This window comes from Streptomyces flavochromogenes (assembly GCF_000717595.1).
In the GTDB taxonomy this organism is placed as follows: domain Bacteria; phylum Actinomycetota; class Actinomycetes; order Streptomycetales; family Streptomycetaceae; genus Streptomyces; species Streptomyces flavochromogenes.
In genome coordinates this window covers 48,674-68,407 of the sequence record NZ_JNZO01000031.1, presented here as the reverse complement: position 1 = coordinate 68,407, position 19,734 = coordinate 48,674, and the positions used below count along the sequence as shown (strand labels likewise).

Annotated in this window: 22 protein-coding genes; 9 read left to right on the top strand and 13 right to left on the bottom strand. The window is 72.7% G+C overall.

All coding sequences use genetic code 11. From position 1 onward, the window contains the following. Window positions 1-21: 21 nt before the first annotated feature. From IF00_RS0132680 to IF00_RS0132665, 4 genes are read right to left on the bottom strand one after another with little or no spacing between them, the layout of a single operon-like run. Window positions 22-831: a polysaccharide deacetylase family protein gene (locus IF00_RS0132680; RefSeq protein ID WP_037639561.1), complete on the bottom strand. Its 810-nt coding sequence runs from the start codon at window positions 829-831 to the stop codon at window positions 22-24. Further along, a complete protein-coding gene (locus IF00_RS47230; protein WP_245234696.1) occupies window positions 828-3,368 on the bottom strand; it encodes a glycosyltransferase in 2,541 nt (846 codons plus the stop codon). Before IF00_RS47230 ends, IF00_RS0132680 begins: the two co-directional genes overlap by 4 nt. Next, window positions 3,365-4,858, bottom strand: coding sequence for a glycosyltransferase family 2 protein (locus tag IF00_RS0132670; protein WP_051820729.1), 1,494 nt, complete (start codon window positions 4,856-4,858; stop codon window positions 3,365-3,367). Before IF00_RS0132670 ends, IF00_RS47230 begins: the two co-directional genes overlap by 4 nt. Beyond that, the gene (locus IF00_RS0132665) at window positions 4,855-5,682 is read right to left on the bottom strand and encodes a glycosyltransferase family 2 protein (protein ID WP_030324360.1); all 828 of its coding nucleotides are present in this window, start codon (window positions 5,680-5,682) and stop codon (window positions 4,855-4,857) included. The genes IF00_RS0132670 and IF00_RS0132665 overlap by 4 nt, the downstream gene beginning before the upstream one ends. A 156-nt stretch (window positions 5,683-5,838) precedes the next feature. On the opposite strand from IF00_RS0132665, the gene IF00_RS0132660 reads away from it, so the two are divergent. Further along, on the top strand, window positions 5,839-6,585 hold the full coding sequence (locus IF00_RS0132660) for a TetR/AcrR family transcriptional regulator (RefSeq protein ID WP_037639558.1): 747 nt from the start codon (window positions 5,839-5,841) through the stop codon (window positions 6,583-6,585). On the opposite strand, the gene mqnP is transcribed toward IF00_RS0132660, so the two are convergent. From mqnP to IF00_RS0132645, 3 genes are read right to left on the bottom strand one after another with little or no spacing between them, the layout of a single operon-like run. Beyond that, window positions 6,575-7,498 (bottom strand): menaquinone biosynthesis prenyltransferase MqnP, encoded by a 924-nt coding sequence (gene mqnP / locus IF00_RS0132655; RefSeq protein WP_030324358.1) that lies wholly within the window; start codon window positions 7,496-7,498, stop codon window positions 6,575-6,577. The genes IF00_RS0132660 and mqnP overlap by 11 nt on opposite strands. Beyond that, window positions 7,495-7,893 (bottom strand): hypothetical protein, encoded by a 399-nt coding sequence (locus IF00_RS0132650; RefSeq protein WP_030324356.1) that lies wholly within the window; start codon window positions 7,891-7,893, stop codon window positions 7,495-7,497. Before IF00_RS0132650 ends, mqnP begins: the two co-directional genes overlap by 4 nt. After that, window positions 7,890-9,347, bottom strand: a complete 1,458-nt coding sequence (locus IF00_RS0132645) for a menaquinone biosynthesis decarboxylase (RefSeq protein WP_030324354.1) — start codon at window positions 9,345-9,347, stop codon at window positions 7,890-7,892. The genes IF00_RS0132650 and IF00_RS0132645 overlap by 4 nt, the downstream gene beginning before the upstream one ends. 89 nt (window positions 9,348-9,436) lie before the next feature. Between IF00_RS0132645 and IF00_RS0132640 the strand changes: the two genes are divergently transcribed. Beyond that, complete coding sequence (locus IF00_RS0132640) at window positions 9,437-9,784, top strand: PLD nuclease N-terminal domain-containing protein (protein ID WP_030324353.1); 348 nt, start codon at window positions 9,437-9,439, stop codon at window positions 9,782-9,784. Further along, window positions 9,784-10,674, top strand: a complete 891-nt coding sequence (locus tag IF00_RS0132635; protein ID WP_030324351.1) for a LysR family transcriptional regulator — start codon at window positions 9,784-9,786, stop codon at window positions 10,672-10,674. Before IF00_RS0132640 ends, IF00_RS0132635 begins: the two co-directional genes overlap by 1 nt. Here the strand turns inward: IF00_RS0132635 and IF00_RS0132630 are convergent. Beyond that, complete coding sequence (locus IF00_RS0132630) at window positions 10,571-11,506, bottom strand: DMT family transporter (protein ID WP_030324349.1); 936 nt, start codon at window positions 11,504-11,506, stop codon at window positions 10,571-10,573. The two genes, IF00_RS0132635 and IF00_RS0132630, sit on opposite strands and share 104 nt — an antisense overlap. Before the next feature lie 122 nt (window positions 11,507-11,628). Continuing rightward, window positions 11,629-11,820: a hypothetical protein gene (locus IF00_RS0132625; protein ID WP_030324347.1), complete on the bottom strand. Its 192-nt coding sequence runs from the start codon at window positions 11,818-11,820 to the stop codon at window positions 11,629-11,631. A 352-nt stretch (window positions 11,821-12,172) separates the two neighbouring features. Here IF00_RS0132625 and IF00_RS47870 point away from each other — a divergent pair, with 352 nt between their 5' ends. Further along, window positions 12,173-12,325, top strand: coding sequence for a hypothetical protein (locus tag IF00_RS47870; protein ID WP_342451060.1), 153 nt, complete (start codon window positions 12,173-12,175; stop codon window positions 12,323-12,325). Here IF00_RS47870 and IF00_RS0132615 read toward each other — a convergent pair. From IF00_RS0132615 to IF00_RS0132605, 3 genes are all read right to left on the bottom strand, one after another. Further along, complete coding sequence (locus tag IF00_RS0132615) at window positions 12,312-12,701, bottom strand: hypothetical protein (RefSeq protein ID WP_030324344.1); 390 nt, start codon at window positions 12,699-12,701, stop codon at window positions 12,312-12,314. The two genes, IF00_RS47870 and IF00_RS0132615, sit on opposite strands and share 14 nt — an antisense overlap. A gap of 144 nt (window positions 12,702-12,845) precedes the next feature. After that, entirely contained in the window at window positions 12,846-13,166 is a 321-nt protein-coding gene (locus IF00_RS0132610; RefSeq protein ID WP_245234695.1) for a hypothetical protein, read from the bottom strand. A gap of 23 nt (window positions 13,167-13,189) precedes the next feature. Next, on the bottom strand, window positions 13,190-13,546 hold the full coding sequence (locus IF00_RS0132605) for a hypothetical protein (protein WP_037639554.1): 357 nt from the start codon (window positions 13,544-13,546) through the stop codon (window positions 13,190-13,192). Window positions 13,547-13,697: 151 nt separating this feature from the next. Here IF00_RS0132605 and IF00_RS0132600 point away from each other — a divergent pair, with 151 nt between their 5' ends. From IF00_RS0132600 to IF00_RS0132580, 5 genes are all read left to right on the top strand, one after another. Continuing rightward, a complete protein-coding gene (locus IF00_RS0132600) occupies window positions 13,698-13,982 on the top strand; it encodes a GntR family transcriptional regulator (protein WP_030324340.1) in 285 nt (94 codons plus the stop codon). Between the two features lie 31 nt (window positions 13,983-14,013). Beyond that, the gene (locus IF00_RS0132595) at window positions 14,014-14,466 is read left to right on the top strand and encodes a nucleoside deaminase (RefSeq protein WP_030324339.1); all 453 of its coding nucleotides are present in this window, start codon (window positions 14,014-14,016) and stop codon (window positions 14,464-14,466) included. Next, window positions 14,459-15,394 carry an isopenicillin N synthase family dioxygenase gene (locus IF00_RS0132590; protein WP_030324338.1) on the top strand — a complete coding sequence of 312 codons (936 nt, stop codon included), beginning with the start codon at window positions 14,459-14,461 and terminating at the stop codon, window positions 15,392-15,394. The genes IF00_RS0132595 and IF00_RS0132590 overlap by 8 nt, the downstream gene beginning before the upstream one ends. An 89-nt stretch (window positions 15,395-15,483) precedes the next feature. Further along, window positions 15,484-17,577 (top strand): hypothetical protein, encoded by a 2,094-nt coding sequence (locus IF00_RS0132585; RefSeq protein WP_030324336.1) that lies wholly within the window; start codon window positions 15,484-15,486, stop codon window positions 17,575-17,577. A 4-nt stretch (window positions 17,578-17,581) separates the two neighbouring features. Continuing rightward, window positions 17,582-19,153, top strand: coding sequence for a type 1 periplasmic-binding domain-containing protein (locus IF00_RS0132580; protein WP_051820728.1), 1,572 nt, complete (start codon window positions 17,582-17,584; stop codon window positions 19,151-19,153). 6 nt (window positions 19,154-19,159) lie between these two features. On the opposite strand, the gene IF00_RS0132575 is transcribed toward IF00_RS0132580, so the two are convergent. Continuing rightward, entirely contained in the window at window positions 19,160-19,693 is a 534-nt protein-coding gene (locus tag IF00_RS0132575; RefSeq protein WP_030324334.1) for an SRPBCC domain-containing protein, read from the bottom strand. Between the last annotated feature and the right edge of the window lie 41 nt (window positions 19,694-19,734).

The window sequence follows — 19,734 nt, the reverse complement described above, 5'->3', positions numbered from 1 at the left end:
CTCCGGGCTTCGGGTCACGCCTCAGGAGACCGCCCTGTACGGCAGGTTCAGCCGGGCCCTCATCCGGCGGTAGGCGCGCCACCCCTTGGTCCGGGCCCCCTCGGGGAACGGCGCGACCGGCGCCGCGGCCCCAATGGTCCACTGCCGGAACCGGTCCCGGTCCGTGTCGGCGCGCACCATCAGCCGGGCGATGCGCAGCGGATCGTCACCCGCCGAACTGAACGCGTCCCGCACCGCCGTGGCCGACGTCCACCCCGCCGCGCGCACCTGGTCGCGCACCGCGGGACTGGAGTAGCCGTGCGGATAGGCGAACGAGTCGACTGGGTGGCCGAGGAAGTCCTCCAGCTCTCCCGCGCACCCGGCCACCTCGTCCCACACCCGGTGGGCGGGCAGCGTGTCGAGCTGCGGATGCGTCCTCGTGTGGCCGCCGATCTCGACACCGGAGGAGTCCAGGGCGACGAGCTGGCGCCAGCTCAGCATCCGTGACCCCGGCGGGAAGACCCCGTCGGCCGGAGCACCGGCCCGGCCGCGCAGCGCCCCGGTGGTGACGTACAGGGTGGCCGGCAGGCCGAGGCGCACGAGCAGGGGCAGCACGGTCGAGTGGAAGTCCGCGAAACCGTCGTCGAAGGTGAGGACCGCGGACCGGGCGGGGAGCGGCGGGCCGCCGCGCTGGGCCGCCACCAGCCGGCGCAGCGGCACGAGCCGGAGACCGCTGTCGGCGATCGTCTCCAGCTGCTCGGCGAAGACCCGCGGGCTGACGGTGAACGGCGCGATCCAGGACGGCGGGTCGGACGACACCGAGTGGTACAGGAAGACGGGCACGGCTGTCATGCCAGGCCCCCGCCCGTTCCTCCGGCCCGCCCCGCCGCAGGTGCGGCGGCCGGAGTCCCGGCGGCGGACCGGTCCCCTCCGGACGCCGGCGCGGGACGCCGGACCCGGCCCACGACATAGCCCGCGACGGTCACCCCGACCCCTCCCACCAGCGCCGAGGCCGTACGCAGCCCGCCCGGACGGCCGGACGTCAACGCCCGTACGAACGCCCGGGGGACGGTCGACCTCAGGTAGGCGCGCTCACTGGACAGGGCCGCACGGGTGCTGCCGAGCCGGGCGACATGGGCCTTGGACAGACCTTCGGCGTAGCACCGCGCGACGAAGTACGCCCAGGTGGTGCGGGCCTCGGGCACACGGTGCCGGACCGCCGCCGCGGGCTCGTGGAGCAGGACGGCGTCCGGGCTGCGGGCCGCGATGCGCAGACACAGCTCGGTCTCCTCGCAGCCGAGCGGCCGCTTCCCCACCCGCCCGAGGTCGTTGCGGAAGCCTCCGGCGGCGATCACCTCGGACAGCCGGAAGGACATGTTGGCGCCGATGAAGTTCCTTACCGGGGCCGTCTGTTCCGGCAGTCCCCGGTAGGAGCAGCCGACGACCCAGTCGAACTCGCGTGGGAACCACACCGGCCGCCGGGTGACCCACCACGGCCGGACCAGGCCCCCGACGCCCATGACGGCGCGGTCGGCATAGCGTGCGAGAAGCCGGGCGGACCAGTCCGGATCGGCCGCCGCGTCGTCGTCGAGGAAGGCCACGACCTCGCAACGGGCGGCCGCCACACCGGTGTTGCGGGCGCCGGACAGCCCCTGGCGCTCGCTGTTCTCGAGCACGCGTACACCGGGGAACGCGGCGGACGACCGCTCGTACAGCTCACGGCAGTGGTCGACGACCAGGACGGTCTCCGTCACGGGGATCCGCTGGGCGCGCAGCGACCCGATGGCCGCCCGCACGTCGTCCCAGCGGTCGAGGGTGTAGGCGCAGACGACGACGGTCAGGGTGGGTGCGGGGCGGGAACCGGAGCCGGGGCCGTTCGCGGTCCCGGGCTCGGGCTCGGGCTCGGGCTCGGGCTCGGCCGCGGTCGCGGCAGCCGTCGAGGTGTCGGCGGCCGCGGTCGCGGCAGCCGTCGAGGTGTCGGCGGCCGTCTCGGTCTCGGTGTCGGTGTTCACGGGGACCTCCTGGGATCCGGTCGTGAGCCAGCGCGACCGCCAGATCAGCAGCGGCGCGGCGAGCAGGCACATGGTCACCAGCCAGGCGACGCCCGCCCCGGTGATCCCCAGCGTCGGCAGCAGCGTCTTGGTGAGCCCCAGGACCATCACGCACATCACGATCTGCACCCCGACCGCCCACCGCAGCCGCCGCCGCGCCCGCCACACGTCGATGGCCATGCTGACCAGGATGTTCGGCAGGGCGGACAGGGCGAGGAGCCGCAGCAGGGTGCTTCCGTGCTCGGCGTACTCGGGGCCGAAGAAGTGGAGGATCTGCGGTGCCAGCGCGGCGACGAAGACGATGCCGGCGCCGAGCAGCAGACCCGTGTGGCGCAGCATCCGCACCGCGTGCTCGACGAGCCGCTCCGGGCTGCGCACGGCCTCCACCACGAGGGAGCTGCCCAGGTTGCGGGCCACCAGGTAGAGCGTGTAGCCGACGATCCAGGCGAGCGAGAAGTAGGCGCTCTGGTCGGCGCCCAGGTTGTTCAGGACCATCAGCGGGGGCACGGTGTACGCCGCCATCCGGAACAGCGAGCCGAAGTAGTCGGCGGCCGCGTACCGCAGCGGCTGGTCCGGTCGCTCCGCCTCCTTCGACACCCGTACGTGTTCGGGTACGGCCCGCCGCAGCAGGACGAAGTTGGCGACGACGAGGGAGACCGCGAGCGCCCCGACCCAGGAGAGCAGGATGCCGGAGAACAGCGCCAGGGCCGCGCCCATGCCGAGCAGGCCGATCTTCACGCAGGCGAAGATCACGTTCTCGCCCACCACCCAGCCGGGCCGCCGCACCGCGGTCAGCGCACCGTCCTGCATCACGAAGACGGCGTATCCGGCGGTGGCGGCGACGAAGCAGGTGGCGGTCACCGGGGTCAGCAGGAAGCCGAGGCCCGGGGCGACCACGGGGACGAGCAGCAGGAAGGCCATGGCCACCAGCGCGCTGACGACGGCGCTCACGGCGTAGCAGAGGAGGATCAGCCGGCGGGTGTGGTGGCCGGCTGAGGGCACGAAGCGGACGAGGAAGTCGGACAGGTTGAGCTGGCCGATGCTGGCGAGCAGCAGGGTCATGGAGAGCGCGGAGTAGCTGACGCCCACCACGTCGTCGTCGTACCAGTGCGTGGCCAGGAGCCAGAAGATCGACCCCAGCGCGGCGCTGACGAGGGAGCTGATCGCGAGGAGGTGCCCGTTGCGCAGCAGCGGGTCACGGGGGAAGAGGGCGGTGACACCGGAGCGGACCGCCGCGCCGAGCGAGCGCCGGGCGCCGGGGGGAGGCGGGTCCCCTTCGGTCGTGGGGTCGGCGACCAGGGACGCTCGGCCGTGGAATGCTGCCCGCAGCTCGGTCATCGTCGTGTCCGCCGTTCGATCCGGCGGCTACGGAGGTAGCCGTACGGCCCGTACAGCAGGCCCCGCAGCTCCAGGCGGGCGAGCGCGGACGGTGTGGCGGCCGATCCGACGCCCGTTCCGGCACCGGGGCCAGGTCCGGCGCGTTCGCGGTTTCTGGCGATCATGTACCGGACGCCGCCGAACAGCCGCCGCAGCAGCGCGGGCAGCATGCGGGGTTCGTGGGCGAGTGCCGCGGCCAGGAAGGCACCGAACCCGGCCCCGTAGCCGTACGCCTGCGCGGCGAGTGCTTCGTGGGTGCGCCGGTGGCGGTGCCAGACGATCGCGGCGGGCTCGTAGGCGAGGGAGCGGCCGTGGGCCAGCACCCGGAAGAAGGCGAGCAGATCGTCGCCGCCGCGCGCGGGTGTGCCGGTGCCGGTGGCGGGGTCGAATCCGCCGAGTCCGTGCAGGAGCTCCGTGCGGAAGGCCATGTTCGCGCCGGAGCCGAAGCGGCCGGCAGTGAACGGGAACAGCGGGTCCGAGGGCGGATCCCGCAGCGACCAGGTGAGGGGGGCGTACCCCTTGCCGAACGCGCCGTGCCGCTCCAGCGCGATCTGCGCCTCGGTGTCCAGCTCGGCGGGGACGATGAGGCCGGTGACGCAGCCCGTCCGGGGGTCGGCGGCGAAGGGCGCGGCGAGCGCGGTCAGCCATCGCGGATCGACCAGGGTGTCGTCGTCGGTGAAGGCGGCGATGTCGCCGCCCGCCACGGCGAGCCCCCGGTTGTGGGCGCGGGCGAGACCGGGCACGGGCTCCCGCAGGTAGCGGACCGCGGGACCGCCGTTCCGCCGGCCGGCGTACTCCCGCCGGACGAGTTCCTCGGTGGAGGTGTCCGCCGGAGCGTTGTCCACGACGATCACCTCGTACCGCGGGTACTCCAGGACGAGCAGCGAGTCCAGGCAGTCGCGCAGCATGCCGGCGCGGTTGCGCGTGGCCACGATCACACTGATCGCGGGCGCCCCGACCCGCCCCCGCCCCCACGCGGAACGCGCCCCGCGGGGCCTCCCGCCGAGGCGGGGCCTCCCACCGAGGCCGCGGGCCCCGCCCGGGCCTGGGTTCCCGTCGAGGCCGGGGGTCTCACCGGGACGGGGGCTCCCGCCCAGGCCGCGGGTCCCGCCGAAGCCGGGGCTCCCGCCTGGGCCGGGGCTCCCACACGGACCGGTGCTCTCCCCCGCGGTCGGGAAGTCCCGCCGCGCCGTCTCCGCGAGTGCCTGCCACAGCTCCTCGGGCCCCCGGCCGTACCCCTCGGCCATTCCCAGCGGACGGCCGTGGAGGCGTACGAGACCGAGCGCGCGGCCGGTGGGGCCGGTCCGCGCCCCGCCCCCCGGGCGCCGGAACACCCCGGGCTCGGCGAGGTCGATGTCCACCACCGGCAGCGGCGCGGACAGCGCGGGCGGGCGGGGGACCGCACCGGGCGGCGCCGGCGGCGCGGTGGCAGGCGGGCCGCCGCCGGTCACGACGTGCTCCGCTCCTGCGGGGCGGACGCCAGGCGGCCGCCGGGACGCTCGGACAGGAGCGTCCGCAGCACCCGGCGCCCGTCGGATATCGCGTGGAGGTTGGACCGTCCGTTGCGGCGGGGCAGTTCGAGGCTCGGGACCTCGGCGATCCGGAGGCCGGAGCGCAGCGCGTGGACGATCATCTCGGCCTCGATCTCGAAGCCGGTGGCGTGCAGGTCCAGCTGGTCGAGGAAGCTGCGCCGGAAGGCGCAGAAGCCGTAGCAGAGGTCGGTCAGCGTGGCGTCGTAGAGGCGGTTCACGAGGGCGAGCAGGGCGTGGTTGCCGAGCTTGCGGAAGGTGGTGATGTCGAGGGAGCCGCCGCCCTCCACGAAGCGGGAGCCCTTGACGAAGTCGTAGCCGTTCTCGAGGAAGTGCACGAAGTGCGGGATCTCGGCCGGGGACATGCTGCCGTCGGCGTCCATCATCACCACGTAGTCGCCGCGCGCCTCGAGGAAGCCGGTGCGCAGGGCGTTGCCCTTGCCCTTGCCGCTCTGCCGCAGACTGCGGACCGTCGGCAGGATCCGGGTCGCCACGGGGACCGTGGCGTCGTGGGAGTCGCCGTCGATCAGCAGGACCTCGCCGACGCAGTCCGGGATCTGTTCGAAGACCCAGGGGATGTTGCGTGCCTCGTTGAGGGCCGGGATCACCAGACTCACCGCGGGCCGGGTCGGCGTCCTGTCCCCGGCGCGCCGCATCGGATGCGGGGGCGGGTCGGTCGAGCGGCGGAGCGGGTGGTCGGCGAGCTCGGATTCGGTGCTGCGCGGCAGAGTCGGGTGCGTGGTCATGATGGCTCCGAGAGGGATGCGGCGCACGGTCGTGTCGTGCTTCGGAGGCCGTCCGCCGGAGTGCGGTGCGCGAGGGGTACACCCTGACGATGCACCATACGTTTACGACGTATATGTACACTTTATCCCTAGATGTCCCACGGTCAAGGCGGGCAGATGGCGATCGAGAAGGACCCCACCGCAGGGCCCCCGGCGGAGCGCCGGGCACCCGGCCGGCGCGCGGGTGACCACGGGCGCTACGGCCGCCTGAGCCGCGAGCTCGTGCTCACCGCCGCCCTGGGGCTGGTCGACCGCGAAGGGCTCTCCGCGCTGAGCATGCGCCGCACCGGCGCGGAGCTCGGGGTCGAGGCCATGGCGCTGTACCGGTACGCCGCCGGGAAGGACGCGCTGCTCGACGGACTGGTGGAGGCGCTCTACGCCGAGCTGGAGGAGGAGCTGGCCGCCTCCGAGGAGTCACCCGAATGGCGGGACGAGCTCCACCGCATCGCCGCCGCGACCTACCGGGTCGCTCTCGGTCACCCCCATGTGGCCCCGCTCCTGGCCACCCGCATGCTGGCGGTCCCGCTCGCGCGCCGTCCGCTCGCCGTCCTGAGGGACCACGAACGCGTCCTGGCGCTCCTGAACCGGGCGGGTCTCGACGAGGAGGCCACGGTGACGGCCTTCCGGGCCGTCAGCGGCTGGATCCTGGGCTGCATCCTCGGAGACCTGCGGGCCATGGTCGACAACCCCGACGAGCCCGATCCGGCCTTCCGTCTCGGGCTGCACCGCATGCCGGCGCGCGAGCTGCCGTCTCTGCGCGCCGCCGCCCCGACGCTCGCCCGGCGCGGCGGCCCGGAGGTCATGGCCGCGGGACTCGACGCGCTCCTCGACCACTTCGCCCCCGGGGCGGGTGTTACGGAGTGAGTCCGCGGACCAGCAGGTCGAGGAGGGCGCACACGAACAGCGCCATGCCGATGAAACCGTTCACCGTGAAGAACGCGCGGTTCAGGCGCGACAGGTCGTGCGGCTTCACGATCGAGTGCTCGTAGCAGAACGCGGCCACCACGATCACGAGGCCGGCCCAGAAGAAGACACCGGCGCCGGTGGCGAGGGCGTACCAGACGAGCAGTCCCGTGGTGACGACCGCGGAGGCGCGTGCCCCCCAGAGGGCCGCCGGGATCCCGAAGCGCGCCGGTACGGACAGGACACCGTGCGCCCGGTCCGCCTGCACGTCCTGGCAGGCGAAGATCAGGTCGAAGCCGCCGATCCAGACGCCCACCGCGAGGCCCAGGATGACCGCGTCCCAGGACCATGCGCCGGTCACCGCGAGCCAGGCCCCGATGGGTCCGATGGCCTGGGCGAGGCCCAGGATGGCGTGCGGGAAGTTGGTGAACCGCTTGCCGTACGGATAGACGACCATCGGGATGACGGCGAGCGGCGCGAGGGCCAGACAGAGCGGGTTGAGCAGGGCGGCGGCGCCGAGGAAGACGAAGACGGCGATCCCGGCCCCGGTCCACGCCGACCGCACCGACACGGCACCGGTCACCAGCTCGCGGTTGGCCGTCCGCGGATTGCGCGCGTCGATCTCGCGGTCGATGATCCGGTTGCAGGCCATGGCGAAGGTCCGCAGACCCACCATGCAGACGGTGACGAGGAAGAGCGTCCACCAGTGGATGTTCTTGTCGACCTGGTACATCGCGGTGAGCGCGGCGGTGTAGGCGAAGGGCAGCGCGAACACCGAGTGCTCGATCATCACGAGGCGCAGGAAGGACTTCACCTTCCCGTCGGAGTCGGGCGCGGGCCCCTGGCCGAGGACGCCTTCGGCGGCCGATGTCATACGAGGGACCTCCGGAACTCTTCGATTCGACCGCGCAGCTCGGCCCGGTCCATCGGGTCGAGCTCCAGGTCGAGGTGCACAGCCGTGTCGTGCCCCTTGGGCGTGAGCCGCACGAGGAAGGCGAGGCCGTCGCCCGCCAGGATCGACTGGAGGAGCAGCGGGTTGCTCCTGCTCGCCGTCACCTCCAGGCGGAACGAACCCCCGCTGTCGACCCCGGCCAGCAGCGCGTCCGCGAAGGCGGCGACCTCCTCGGCCCGGAGATGGGCGTCGAAGTCGGCCGTGAAGGCGCTGTCCCAGTCGGCCGTCACCCGCCACAGGTCCGGCCCCTCCTGGTCGGGCGCCAGCTCGACCCAGGCCAGGTCGTCCCCGATGCGGAGCCCCGCGGCCGTGGTCACAGCCCGTACTCCTTCCAGCGGCGGTCCACGAGGGCCGCCGTCGCCGGGTCCGACTCGACCATGTCCGGCCAGCCGCCGTCCCGGGTGTAGCCCTCCTCGGGCAGCTTCTTCGTGGCGTCGATGCCCGCCTTGCCGCCCCAGAACTGCTGGTAGGAGGCGTGGTCGAGGTGGTCGACCGGCCCCTCGACGACCGTGAGGTCACGGGAGTAGTCGGTGTTGCCGAGGGCCCGCCAGGACACCTCGTGCAGGTCGTGGACGTCGCAGTCCTTGTCGACCACGATGATCAGCTTGGTCAGCGACATCATGTGCGCGCCCCAGATGGCGTGCATGACCTTCTGCGCGTGCTTCGGGTACTTCTTGTCGATCGAGACGATCGCGCAGTTGTGGAAGCCGCCCGACTCCGGCAGGTGGTAGTCGACGATGTCCGGCACGATGATCTTGAGGAGCGGCAGGAAGAAACGCTCCGTCGCACGGCCCAGCGGACCGTCCTCGGTCGGCGGCCGGCCGACGACGATCGACTGCAGCAGCGGACGCTTCCGCATCGTGATGCAGTCGATCTTCAGCGCGGGGAAGGGCTCCTGCGGCGTGTAGAAGCCGGTGTGGTCGCCGAAGGGCCCCTCCGGCAGCATCTCGCCCGGCTCCAGCCAGCCCTCGACGACGACCTCGGCATGTGCCGGGACCTGGAGCGGAACGGTCTTGCAGTCGACCATCTCGATCCGCTTGCCCTGCACGAAGCCGGCGAACAGGTACTCGTCGATGTCACCGGGCAGCGGGGCGGTGGAGGCGTACGTGACGGCCGGCGGGCAGCCGAAGGCGATGGCGACCGGCAGCCGCTCGCCCTTCGCCGCCGCGACGGCGTAGTGGTTGCGGCTGTCCTTGTGGATCTGCCAGTGCATGCCGATGGTGCGCTTGTCGTGCCGCTGGAGCCGGTAGAGGCCGAGGTTCCGGACGCCGGTCTCCGGATGCTTCGTGTGCGTGAGGCCCAGATTGAAGAAGGAGCCGCCGTCCTTGGGCCAGGTGAAGAGCGCGGGAAGAAGATCGAGATCGACGTCGTCCCCGGTGAGCACGACCTCCTGCACGGGCGCGGAGTCCGACTTCACCTTCTTCGGCGGCACGTGGACCATGGAGCCGAGCTTGCCGAAGGCCTCGCGGACACCGACGAAACCGTGCGGAAGCTCGGGCTTGAGCAGCCCGCCGATCTTCTCGCTGATCTCGCCGTACGACTTCAGGCCGAGGGCCTTGAGGAGCCGGCGGTCGGTCCCGAAGACGTTCATCGCGAGCGGCATCGAGGAGCCCTTGACCTTCTCGAAGAGAAGCGCCGGACCCCCCGCCTTGTTCACCCGGTCGACGATCTCCCCGACCTCCAGGTACGGGTCGACTTCGGCCTTGATGCGCTTGAGGTCGCCTTCGCGCTCGAGGGCCCTGAGCAGCGAGCGGAGATCGTCGTAAGCCATAGGGGCCAGTATCCGCCACGGGCTACGCTGGGCCTGTCACCGGGGCGGTCGAAACGAGCCCCATCACTGCTTCCAGGGGGCTGTCCCACATGCTCAGGGCGCTGCTGTTCATCGTCCCGCTGGCGCTGATGATCTATGCCTTCATCGACTGCCTGAACACCCCGGAAGAAGAGGTCAAGCACCTTCCGAAGCCGGTCTGGGCCATCGTCGTCCTGCTGTTCTCGGTGGTCGGGGCGATCGGCTGGATCGTGGCGGGCAAGGAACGGAGCCCACGGACCGGGCGCGGAGCGGGAACGGGCGGCTGGGTCGCCCCCGACGACAACCCCGAGTTCCTGAAGTCCCTGAGGGACGAGAAGCGGGAGGACGACCCCGCCCCCGATCCGCGTGCGGACGAGGACCCGAAGAAGCGCGAGCGCGGCGAGGACACCGAGAGCTGATGGAGCTCCGGCTCCTGGCCACCTTCGAGAAGGTCGCCACCGTCCTCTCCTTCACCCGGGCCGCCGCCGAACTCGGTTACGCGCAGTCCAGCGTCACCGGCCAGATCCGGTCCCTGGAGTCCTCGCTCGGCGTGGAACTCTTCGAGCGCCTCGGCAGCCGCATCCGCCTCACCGAGGCCGGCGAGCGGCTGCTGCCGTACGCCCGGGGAATGGCGGAGCTGGCGGAGGAGGCCCGTACGGCGGTGGCGGCCACGGCGGACCCCACGGGCACGATCGCCGTCGGCACGATGGAGTCCCTCACCTCCTACCGGCTGCCGCCGCTCCTGGAGTACTTCCACCACCGCTACCCGGCGGTGCGGCTGACGCTGCGGCCCACGCTCGGCGACGAGACCCGGCAGGCGCTGCGGCAGGGCACGTACGACGTCGGTTTCCTGATGGAACCGGACACGGAGCACGAGGGCCTGGAGTCGGAGGTGCTCGCGCCCGAGCCGCTGGTCCTGGTGGCGGGTCCCGGACATCCCCTGGTGGGGCGTACGGGGCTGACCGCCGCGGATCTGGCCGGGGCGCAGCTGGTGGGCACCGAGCCGGGCTGTCCGTACCGCGACCTCTTCGAGGCGGAGCTGCGGGAGTGGGCGCCGCCGTTCATGGAGTTCGGCACGATCGAGGCGACCAAGCGGGGGGTGGCCGCGGGCCTCGGGGTGGCGCTGCTTCCCCGGGTGGCCGTCGCGGCGGAGCTGACGTCCGGGACGCTCGTCGCGCTGGACTGGGAGGCCCCGTTCACCCTGTTCACACAGCTCGCGTGGCGGCGGGGGAAGCGGCTTCCCGCTCATGTCCGGCTGTTCGTGGAGCAGGCGCGACGACTCGTGCGGGAGCAGAGCCCGACAGGGTGACCTTGAGGCTCGCGAGGACGATCAGCGGGACACCGAGCGCCTGGACGAGCCCGATGTGGTGCCCGTACACCGCCCAGTCGACGCCCATCGCGACCGCCGGGTAGGTGAAGGCCAGGACCGCGATCTTGGCGGTGGGCAGCTTGGCGTAGGCGGCGTACATCAGCACGTACATCAGCCCGGTGTGGATGATCCCGAGCCCCACGAGCCACAGCCAGCCGGTGCCGGGCCCGCCCACCGCCCCGAAGTCGGCGAACGGCAGCAGCAGCGGCAGACCGGTCACGACCTGCACGAGGGCGATCAGATGCGGCCGTACGCCGGCGATCCGCTTGGTCACGAAGGTCGCGAGGGCGTAGAGCACGGCGGCGGCGAGCGCGAACCCCAGCCCCTTGAGGGACGCCGTCTCCCCGGGCCGTACCCCGGACACGAGGACGAGTCCGGCGAAGGCCAGCGCGAGCCATCCGAGCTTCCCCGCGGAGATCCGCTCCCGCAGGAAGACCGCCCCGAGCAGCACCAGGAAGAAGGGCTGGGTGTGGTAGACGACGGTGGCCAGCGAGATCGAGGTGGCCTCGTACGCCTCGAAGAGGAACACCCAGTTGAAGACGATGAACACCCCGCCGAGCGCCGCCAGTCCCAGCTTCCGCCCGGTGAACCCGTGTCCGGTGAAGAACCCCCGCGCCAGGCTGTACGCCCCGAGCGCGACGGCCCCGAACAGGCACCGGAAGAACACCACCTCGAAGGGTGAGGCCCCGGACTCGACGACGAAGACGCCGAGGGTGCCGGAGAGCACCATGGCGAGGGTGAGTTCGACGGTTCCCCGCGTTTCGTTTCTCATGGGAACGACGCTACGAAGCGGGCCCGGAGCGGTCCACGGGCCAGTGGGGGAGGCTCCCGATACCCCCGATCGGCACAGCCGATCGCTCCGCCTCCCGGGGGCGGCGGAGCGATCGGTGGATGTCAGTTGTCCGAGCCGACGGTGTTGTCGTGGCCGGCGTTGAAGACGTCGTCGTGGGCGAACTGGAGCCAGTCGCCGAACACGATGGTGTGCGAGGTCTCCGGCTCGTATTCGACGTACACGTCGGCACTCGCGGCACCGGCGGCGCCGAGGACGAGGGCACCGGTGGCGAGGACGGTCAGCAGGGCACGCATGGAGGACCTCTCGGTAGAACGACGGAAGCGCCCCGCGCGACGGCGGAGCACCCGCACGCTAAGGCCACCCGCCGCCCGTCCCCCGCGCACCCGGCCGGTGCGGCCCCGGGCCTCAGCCGATCGGCGGCGAAGTGGTCCGTTCCTCCGACGCACGAATGGGCCAGAGCCTTGGGACACCTGGCGCGGAGGCGGCAGGACACTCGCCACCGCCCAGCTGAGCAACTCCGTCGGGGACGGCCTGCACCCGCACTACACCTGCTCGGCGCTGGACTTCACCCCCATCGTCCGCCTGGCGCCGACCCGGGTCGGGCTCGGTCCGACGCTCGCATGGGCCGTCGGCTCCCTGGCCGGAGTGCCGCTCGGCCACCTCGCCGACCGGCGGGGACCACGCGACCCCGCGGTTCTCCTCAGCCTGTCCACCGGGGCGGTCGTCGCGTCCTTCCTCGTCATCGGCTCCTTCGCACCGTTCGTCGCGCAGGTGCCGTCCGGGGTCAGGACGAGCTGACGCCGGATCCAGGACCACCGGGCGGCGACGGGACGCCGCAGGCCGTGAACATCCCGGTGAGAGAGGTGTACTGATCGGTGGTCAGCCGGTCACGCTTCCAGATCGCCTGTGCGGTCCGGGTCACCCGGGAGATGGCGGACCGCAGCCCGCCCGGGCGTCCGGCGCGGAGCTCCTCGGCCCGCGGGGCGAAGGCGTCACGGACCTGCTTGTTCAGTGCGCTGAACTCTGAGGCGGAGAGCTTGGGCACGGCCGAATCGTCGTACGTGCCGGATGCCACCGCTGCGGCGGTGGCCTGCCGGATCGCGTCCAGCGTCTGTTCGGACAGCCGGGACGCCGCGGCGACGAAGGCCGTCACCTCGGGCGGAACCATGGACATACGAGAACGGTAGCCGGTGGAACGACCGGCCCGGCCTGCCGGCCGGAGGTCCGTGGACCCGGCAGGCCGGGTCCACGGACGTGACGGCTGAGGCGACCGCGCCCCCGGAAGGGAAGCGGACGGGGACTCTGCTCGCCCGAGGCGTCAGGGCAGGGTGGGCGGCACCTGATGGCAAGGGCACGCGCACACGAGATGGCGGACCCCCTGTACGCCGCTGTCACGGGGCACGTGGTCCCGGCAGCGGTCGTGGCGGCCGACGACGCAGCGCGGCGAGGTGAACTCCGGCGGCTCGGGCACAGCCCTGAGCGCATGGGTCAGCAGCGACAGACTCACGGCGTCGGCGATCTCCGGCGTCACCCACCAGCCGTCACCGGCCCGGTCGCGGTGGTGGCCGTCGTGCCCCACCGTGAGCACGCAGACCGAACCGCCCCACACCGCCCGCACCACCTCCGCGACGGCGAACACGGACCTCCGCGCCCCGCAGCGGCTCATCGGACACACCCGGCGTGGATGTTCCGCTGGTCGACGTCGACACCCACCGTCGCGAACCACAACGCCCGCCGCCGCCGTCGCTGCTCGGCCCGCGCCGAGGCCGCCGCGAGGTAGGGCCGTTCCAGGGGCGACCGAGCACCGTCGAGGAGCAGCGCCTGCTCCCTGGCGTACGGGGATCGCCGGGTCGGGACGCGATGGCGCGGCGCGGGGGCCACGGCGCGCCGGGGCCGGGGTGAGCGGTGGGCGACCGGCCGGGGCCGGTGCCGGCCGGTGGGCGGCAGGGTGAGCATGAGCAGCCAGAGGAGGAGCGGGATCCAGGCCCGGCCCAGTACGCGCGCGATAGGGTTCCGCACGTCATCAACTCCGTTGGTAGTTGGTGGCCATGCCCCGGGAGGTCTAGCCACCTCGCCGGGGTCTTCGTGTCTGACGACCCTATGAGGGCATGTATAGCTCTGCATAGCTCAACACTGGTTAGCACAGGTCTTCGATGCCTACGTTGGTCGTGTGAACGACCACGTCGAGATCCCCGAGTTCAACCCGCAGGGCCCCCAGCTGATTTACGTCGCGGTGGCCGACCACATCGCGGCTCGCATCTCGGCGGGAGAGCTGCCCCCGGGTGCTCGTCTGCCCGCCGAACGCGACCTGGCCGAGGAGTACGGGGTCGCCTACCTCACGGTCCGCCGCGCCGCCCGCGTCCTGCGCGAACGCGGTCTGATCCTGACCGTTCACGGCAAGGGGACCTTCGTCGCCGATCCGCTGCCGACGGACGAGGGCCACCAGCAGGTGTGACACCCCGGGCCCGGCGGGGAAGGCTCCCCGCATGGACCAGGAACAAGCCCACCGGTGGCTCGCCACCGCCCTCGCCGAGGCCCGGGACGGACGGGAAGAGGGCGGGATCCCCATCGGGGCCGCGCTGTACGGGGCGGACGGCGCGCTGCTCGGGCGCGGCCGCAACCGGCGCGTGCAGGACGGGGACCCGTCGACGCACGCGGAGACCGCCGCCTTCCGGGCCGCCGGCCGGCAGCGCTCGTACCGGGGTACGACGATGGTGACGACCCTCTCGCCCTGCTGGTACTGCTCGGGTCTCGTCCGGCAGTTCGGGATCTCGCGGGTGGTCGTCGGGGAGGCGGAGACCTTCCACGGCGGGCACGACTGGCTGGCGGAGCACGGGGTCGAGGTCCTCGTGCTCGACGATCCCGAATGCACCGCGCTGATGAGGAAGTTCATCGCCGAACAGCCGGCCCTGTGGAACGAGGACATCGGCGATGAGTGAAGGGACGAGCGCGGAGGGGTCGCGCGGGGCGAGCCTCCCCACGATCGACCTGGCCCGCGACGCGGCCCCGCAGCTCCCCGCCGTCGACCGCGCCCTGCGCGAGGCCGGCTTCCTGCTGGTGACCGGGCACGGTGTCGCCCCGGGAATCCGGGCCGAGATCCGGTCGGCGGCCCGCCGCTTCTTCCACCTCCCGCCCGCCGTGAAGGAGCCGTACGCCGTGCGGGTCGGCGGCCGGGGCTGGCTCGGGCCGGGCGCGGAGGCCAACGGGTACGCGGAGGGTACGGCGACGCCGCCCGATCTGAAGGAGTCGCTGTCCTTCGCGGCGGACGAGCCGACCGGCGACCCGACCGTGGACGCCGAATGGTTCCTGCCGAACACCTGGCCGGCCGAGGTGCCCGAGCTGAAGCCGCTGGTGGAGACGTATCTGGCGCAGATGAAGACGCTCTCGGACCGGGTCCTGGACCTGCTCGGCGTGGCGCTCGGCGAGGAGCGGGACTTCTTCACCCGGCACACCGGACACCCCACCTTCGGCTTCAACATCAACTGGTATCCGGGGCGGGAGCGGACGGGCGAGCCGGAGCCGGGCCAGTTCCGGATCGGCCCGCACACGGACTTCGGCACGGTCACCGTCCTGGACCGGGAGGCCGGCAAAGGCGGCCTGCAGGTCTTCACCGACGCCGGGGGCTGGCAGGACGCCCCCTTCGACCCGACGGCGTTCACCGTCAACATCGGTGACCTGATGGCGGGTTGGACCGGCGGGCGGTGGCGTTCGGGGCGCCACCGGGTGCTGCCGCCACCGGCCGACGTCCCCACGGAGGAGCTGATGTCGCTCGTGTACTTCTACGAGTGCACGCCCGGGACGACGATCCACGGCATCGAGTCGCACGGCTACCTGCGGGCCCAGCTCGACGCGATCGCCACAGACTGACAACAGGTGCGGAACAGACTCGAAAAGCCGACCGCTTTCCCAACACACCGTCGATATCCTTGAGTTGACTGTGACGGGGGTGACGGTTCGTGGACAGGGAGCTGTACGGCCGCGAGGCGGCCTTGCACGATGCCGGACTGGTCGCGCGCCTCAGCGGCCTCACGAAGCACGGCGCCTCGCGGGTGCCGTTCGAGCACGGTGACGATCCGCCGGTCACCGTCTTCACCGGCGGGCGCGGCACGGGGAAGACCGCCCTGCTCAAGGAGGTCCGCAACCGGTACAGGGGGTACACGCCGCTGGCCCTCCTCGACTGCGCGCACATCGAGCCGCCCGCCGACCACGGCCCCGGCTGGACCCCGCTCACCGGGGCGCTCGCCGAGCTCGCCGTACAGCTGTCGCCGAAGGTGCTCGGCGCCCGGCCGGTGAAGTTCCCGCGGGTCTCGCTCGGACTCGTCGCGGTCGCCTCGCTCGGCTGGTCGCAGGAGGACGACGAGCGGGCCCGCCGCGACCTCCAGCGGCTCGGGCCGCTGCTCGCGACCGTCGACCCGACCAGGGGCGCGGCCACCCACTGGGTCGGCAAGGTGCTCGCCAAGCTGGCCGCCACGTTCGCCGAGGCCACCGTCCCGCTCGCCGGGCTGCTGGCCGAGGCGACCGTGGAGACCGTCCTGGAGGAGGTGTTCGGCCGCCTCCAGCGCACCTCGGAAAGCTGGTACGGCACCTATCGCAACGCCGGCGGACGCGGCAAGGCGGGGCTCCAGCAGCTCGCGATCGACTTCGAGCAGGGCGGCCGGCGCCGCGCCGAGGCCGAGGGCTTCCTCGTCGGCGCGCTGACCGAGGACCTCCTCCATCCGTACGTGGGGATCCGGCGCGGCGGCCGGATCGGCCGCCCGCTGGTCCTCCTCGACAACGCCCACGAACCGCTCGGCCGGCAGCTCGTCGAACCGGTCCTGCGCGCCCGCTCCGAGGGGCGCCGCGACCGGGTCGTCGTCCTCGCCACCTCCCGGGTCCGCGAGCACGAGGGACTGCGCAACGCCACCAGGACCCGGCTGCCGGAGACAGCGCACCGGGCGCCGAGCCCGCGCGACACCCGCGTCGGCTCCGGCATCCTCGCGGTGGAGCTCACACCGCTCTCCCCCGCCCAGACCCGCTCCGCCTTCGACCACCACGACCCGGCAGGCCGGACAACCACCGAACTCGCGCGCGCCGTCCACCGGTTGACCGGTGGCCGCCCCCTCGGCGTCGCCCTCCTCGGCCGGGCCGCAGGAGAGGCACCGGAGCATCTGCGGGCAGGCCTCACCCCGGGCGGGCTGCTCGACCTGACCGTGGAACTCCGCGAGGACACCCCGCCGGTGCCCGTCGCCCCCACCCTCCTCGCCGAGCTCCTCCCGGTGCGGCGGCCCGGCCCGTACGCCGTGCTCGCCGCCGCCCACGACGAGGAGTCCGCCCGGATGCTCGCCCACGCCCGGCTCCAGGGCGAGTCCCTGGACGGGGACGTGGCGCTGCGCGTCCGCGACCGGCTGCGCTCCGAGGACTGGGCCGCCTCCGAACCGGGCTCGGGCCACTTCGTCGCCGACCCGCTCCTGCGCGCCCTGCTCCTGCACCGCCTCCGCTTCGAGGACGGCGACCATCCCCGGTACGCGGCCTGGCACGCCGTCCACGAGACGCTGCACCGGCACTACGGCCCCGAGCCCGGCCCGTACCGCCTCCATCACGACCTGGCGCTCGGCCGCACCGAGGAGGCCGTCACCCAGCTGCGGCTCACCTTCCCGGAGCAGGACGTCCTCGGCTGGCTGAGGCGGCTGCGGTTCATCGGCTCCGCCCCGTACCCCCGCGAGCACGGCCGGACCGGGCCGGACCCGCGCCGGGCGATCGCCCTCGGCCGACGGCCGCCGGGCGGAGCGAGAGGCGCAACGGCCGACGACCTCCCTCCCGGACTCGACCACGACACCACCGAACTCCACCTGTCCGTACGGCGACTGCTGCACGCCGTATGGCTGCTGACCGATCCGCTCGCGCTGCCCGACGACGAGGTGGCCGACCGCCTCGCGCACGAACTGCGCCGGCTCTCCGGCCGTCATCTGACGGGCAGCGGTTCGCTCTGGGACGCGGCCACCCACTGGCCGCGCGACATCCGTGCCTGGCGGGAGCCGTCGCTGCCGCCGGGCCGCGAGGACGGAGTCTGACGCCATGCCCGACCGCCCGACCGCCCCGCGCATCGGCCGACCGCTCGACCGGCTGCGGCGCCGCGTCCGCACCCCCCGCCAGAAGCTCGTCACGTCCGTCGTCACCGCCGCCGTCGTCCTCGGCCTGGGCGGATACGCCGTCGCCCGGCTCAACACCCCGGAGGACCGTTCCTGCGCCGCGGGCGTCGAAAGACCGGAGGGCAGCGGCGAATGCGTCGGCGTCAACGGCGACGGCCACGCCTTCGGCGTACCCGAACTCGCCGAGGTCGCCCGGGCCATCGGCGCCGAGAACGCCGCCCTCAAGCCCGGCGAGTACGCCACCGTCGCCGTCCTCCTGCCGCTGACCTCCACCGACAGCGGCATGCGGGTCAAGGTGCTGCACGAGGTCCAGGGCGCGTACGCCTACCAGTACCGGGCCAACCACGAGTCCAACAGCGAGACCCCGAAGATCCGCCTCGTCCTCGCCAACACCGGCAAGGGCAACGCCCACTGGCGCGGCACCGTCGACCGGCTGATCGCCATGACCGGCGCCCCCGACCGGCTGCGGGCCGTCTCCGGCGTCGCCACCTCCTCCACGGAGGTACGCGAGTCGGTGACCGCCCTCACCGGCGCCGGGATCGCCGTCGTCGGCACCACCATCACCGCCGACGACATCGCCAACGGCCCGGGCCCCGGACACAACCGCTACCCCGGCCTCGCCCGCGTCTCCCCCACCAACAACGACGAGGCCAAGGCCCTCGCGAACTTCGGCCGCGTCGACGCCGCCAAGGCCCTCCTCGTCCAGGACACCCGCAGCGGCGACCACTACACCGACACCCTCAAGTCCGCCTTCGCCGCGTCCCTCAAGGGCGCGCCCTACGAGCCACAGCTCTTCACCTCGCCCGCCGACCCCACCGACGAGGGCACCACCTCCAACACCTTCCGCCAGATCACCCATCTGATCTGCGACACCCGCGCCGAGACGGTCTTCTTCGCGGGCCGCCACACCCAGCTGCGCCAGTTCATCAACGCACTCGGCTCGCGCGGCTGCCTCGACCGCGCCTTCACGATCCTGACCGGCGACGAGGGCTCGTACCTGGGCGCGGACGAGCAGCTCGACCGGAACGCCCTGAAGGCGAAGCTGACCGTGCGGTACGCGGCGCTCGCCCACCCCGACGCGTGGAAGCCGGCGGCGGGGCGGAAGGTCCCGGCGACGGGCGGTTCGGTGGTGGCCTACTCGACCTTCGTGACGGACATCGCCCGCGCCTCGAAGGAGCCGGTGCCGCTCGCGGACGGCCAGGCGATCGTCGCGTACGACGCGATGGCGACGGCGGTGCACGCGATCCGCCAGGCCACCCCGCAGGGCTCCCAGTACCCGGAACTCGCGGACGTCGTCACCCAGTGGCCGCAGGTCAAGGGCTCACTGCGGGTGCAGGGCGCGAGCGGCTGGATCTGCCTGGACAACTACGGGAACCCGTACAACAAGGCGGTCCCGATCGTGGAACTGGCCCAGGACGGCACCCAGCGCTTCGTCCAGATCGCCTGGCCGGAGGGCACACCGCCGTCCACGTCCTGCCTGCCCCCGAAGCGGGGGTGACGACGCCTACGGCACCCACTTCGGCCAGGGTGCCTCATCCCGCTCGTAGAGGTCACGCAGGTGCTGCCACCGCTCGGGCGACCAGGCGGCCCAGTCGGACGGGCGCCCGTCCAGCGCGGCGGCGAGCCGCTCGAAGTGATCGTGCCACCCCGCCAGGCAGTCCAGCCGGTACTCCCGGTCCGCCCGCAGTTCGTTCGTGAAACGCAGCACGGTCGACCCGCCGCCCCCGGACGCCCCCGGTTCCAGATGGAACCGGATGCGTCCGTGCGTCGGATCGACCGTGTACTCGACCACGTACTCGGGGTCCCAGGCGGTCACCCGCCCCGACACCACCGTGTCCCCGTTCTGCCAGCGGAGGGTGACCCGGCCGCCGAGCCGGGGTTCCAGCGGGTCCGCCGCGCAGAGCCAGCCCTCCAGGCCCCCGGGGGTGGCGACAGCCTCCCAGACCTCGGACGGCGGATGGGACAGCTCGACGGCGAACCGCAGCAGCTGCGCTTCCCCGTCGTGGGTCTCGCACCTGCCCCGGGGTATCTCGCTCATACCTCAAGCGTCGCCCAGGGGCAGGCACGATGCCAGCTCAG

What these genes read in the sequence shown, in the direction of transcription:
- IF00_RS0132660 (WP_037639558.1), top strand. Translation starts at nt 5,839, where the DNA reads ATGGCGATCGAGAAGGACCCCACCGCAGGGCCCCCGGCGGAGCGCCGG.
- IF00_RS0132680 (WP_037639561.1), bottom strand. Translation starts at nt 831, where the DNA reads ATGACAGCCGTGCCCGTCTTCCTGTACCACTCGGTGTCGTCCGACCCG.
- IF00_RS0132645 (WP_030324354.1), bottom strand. Translation starts at nt 9,347, where the DNA reads ATGGCTTACGACGATCTCCGCTCGCTGCTCAGGGCCCTCGAGCGCGAA.
- IF00_RS0132615 (WP_030324344.1), bottom strand. Translation starts at nt 12,701, where the DNA reads ATGTCCATGGTTCCGCCCGAGGTGACGGCCTTCGTCGCCGCGGCGTCC.
- IF00_RS0132630 (WP_030324349.1), bottom strand. Translation starts at nt 11,506, where the DNA reads ATGAGAAACGAAACGCGGGGAACCGTCGAACTCACCCTCGCCATGGTG.
- IF00_RS47230 (WP_245234696.1), bottom strand. Translation starts at nt 3,368, where the DNA reads ATGACCGAGCTGCGGGCAGCATTCCACGGCCGAGCGTCCCTGGTCGCC.
- IF00_RS0132580 (WP_051820728.1), top strand. Translation starts at nt 17,582, where the DNA reads ATGCCCGACCGCCCGACCGCCCCGCGCATCGGCCGACCGCTCGACCGG.
- mqnP (WP_030324358.1), bottom strand. Translation starts at nt 7,498, where the DNA reads ATGACATCGGCCGCCGAAGGCGTCCTCGGCCAGGGGCCCGCGCCCGAC.
- IF00_RS0132635 (WP_030324351.1), top strand. Translation starts at nt 9,784, where the DNA reads ATGGAGCTCCGGCTCCTGGCCACCTTCGAGAAGGTCGCCACCGTCCTC.
- IF00_RS0132640 (WP_030324353.1), top strand. Translation starts at nt 9,437, where the DNA reads ATGCTCAGGGCGCTGCTGTTCATCGTCCCGCTGGCGCTGATGATCTAT.
- IF00_RS0132595 (WP_030324339.1), top strand. Translation starts at nt 14,014, where the DNA reads ATGGACCAGGAACAAGCCCACCGGTGGCTCGCCACCGCCCTCGCCGAG.
- IF00_RS0132590 (WP_030324338.1), top strand. Translation starts at nt 14,459, where the DNA reads ATGAGTGAAGGGACGAGCGCGGAGGGGTCGCGCGGGGCGAGCCTCCCC.
- IF00_RS0132625 (WP_030324347.1), bottom strand. Translation starts at nt 11,820, where the DNA reads ATGCGTGCCCTGCTGACCGTCCTCGCCACCGGTGCCCTCGTCCTCGGC.
- IF00_RS0132575 (WP_030324334.1), bottom strand. Translation starts at nt 19,693, where the DNA reads ATGAGCGAGATACCCCGGGGCAGGTGCGAGACCCACGACGGGGAAGCG.
- IF00_RS0132665 (WP_030324360.1), bottom strand. Translation starts at nt 5,682, where the DNA reads ATGACCACGCACCCGACTCTGCCGCGCAGCACCGAATCCGAGCTCGCC.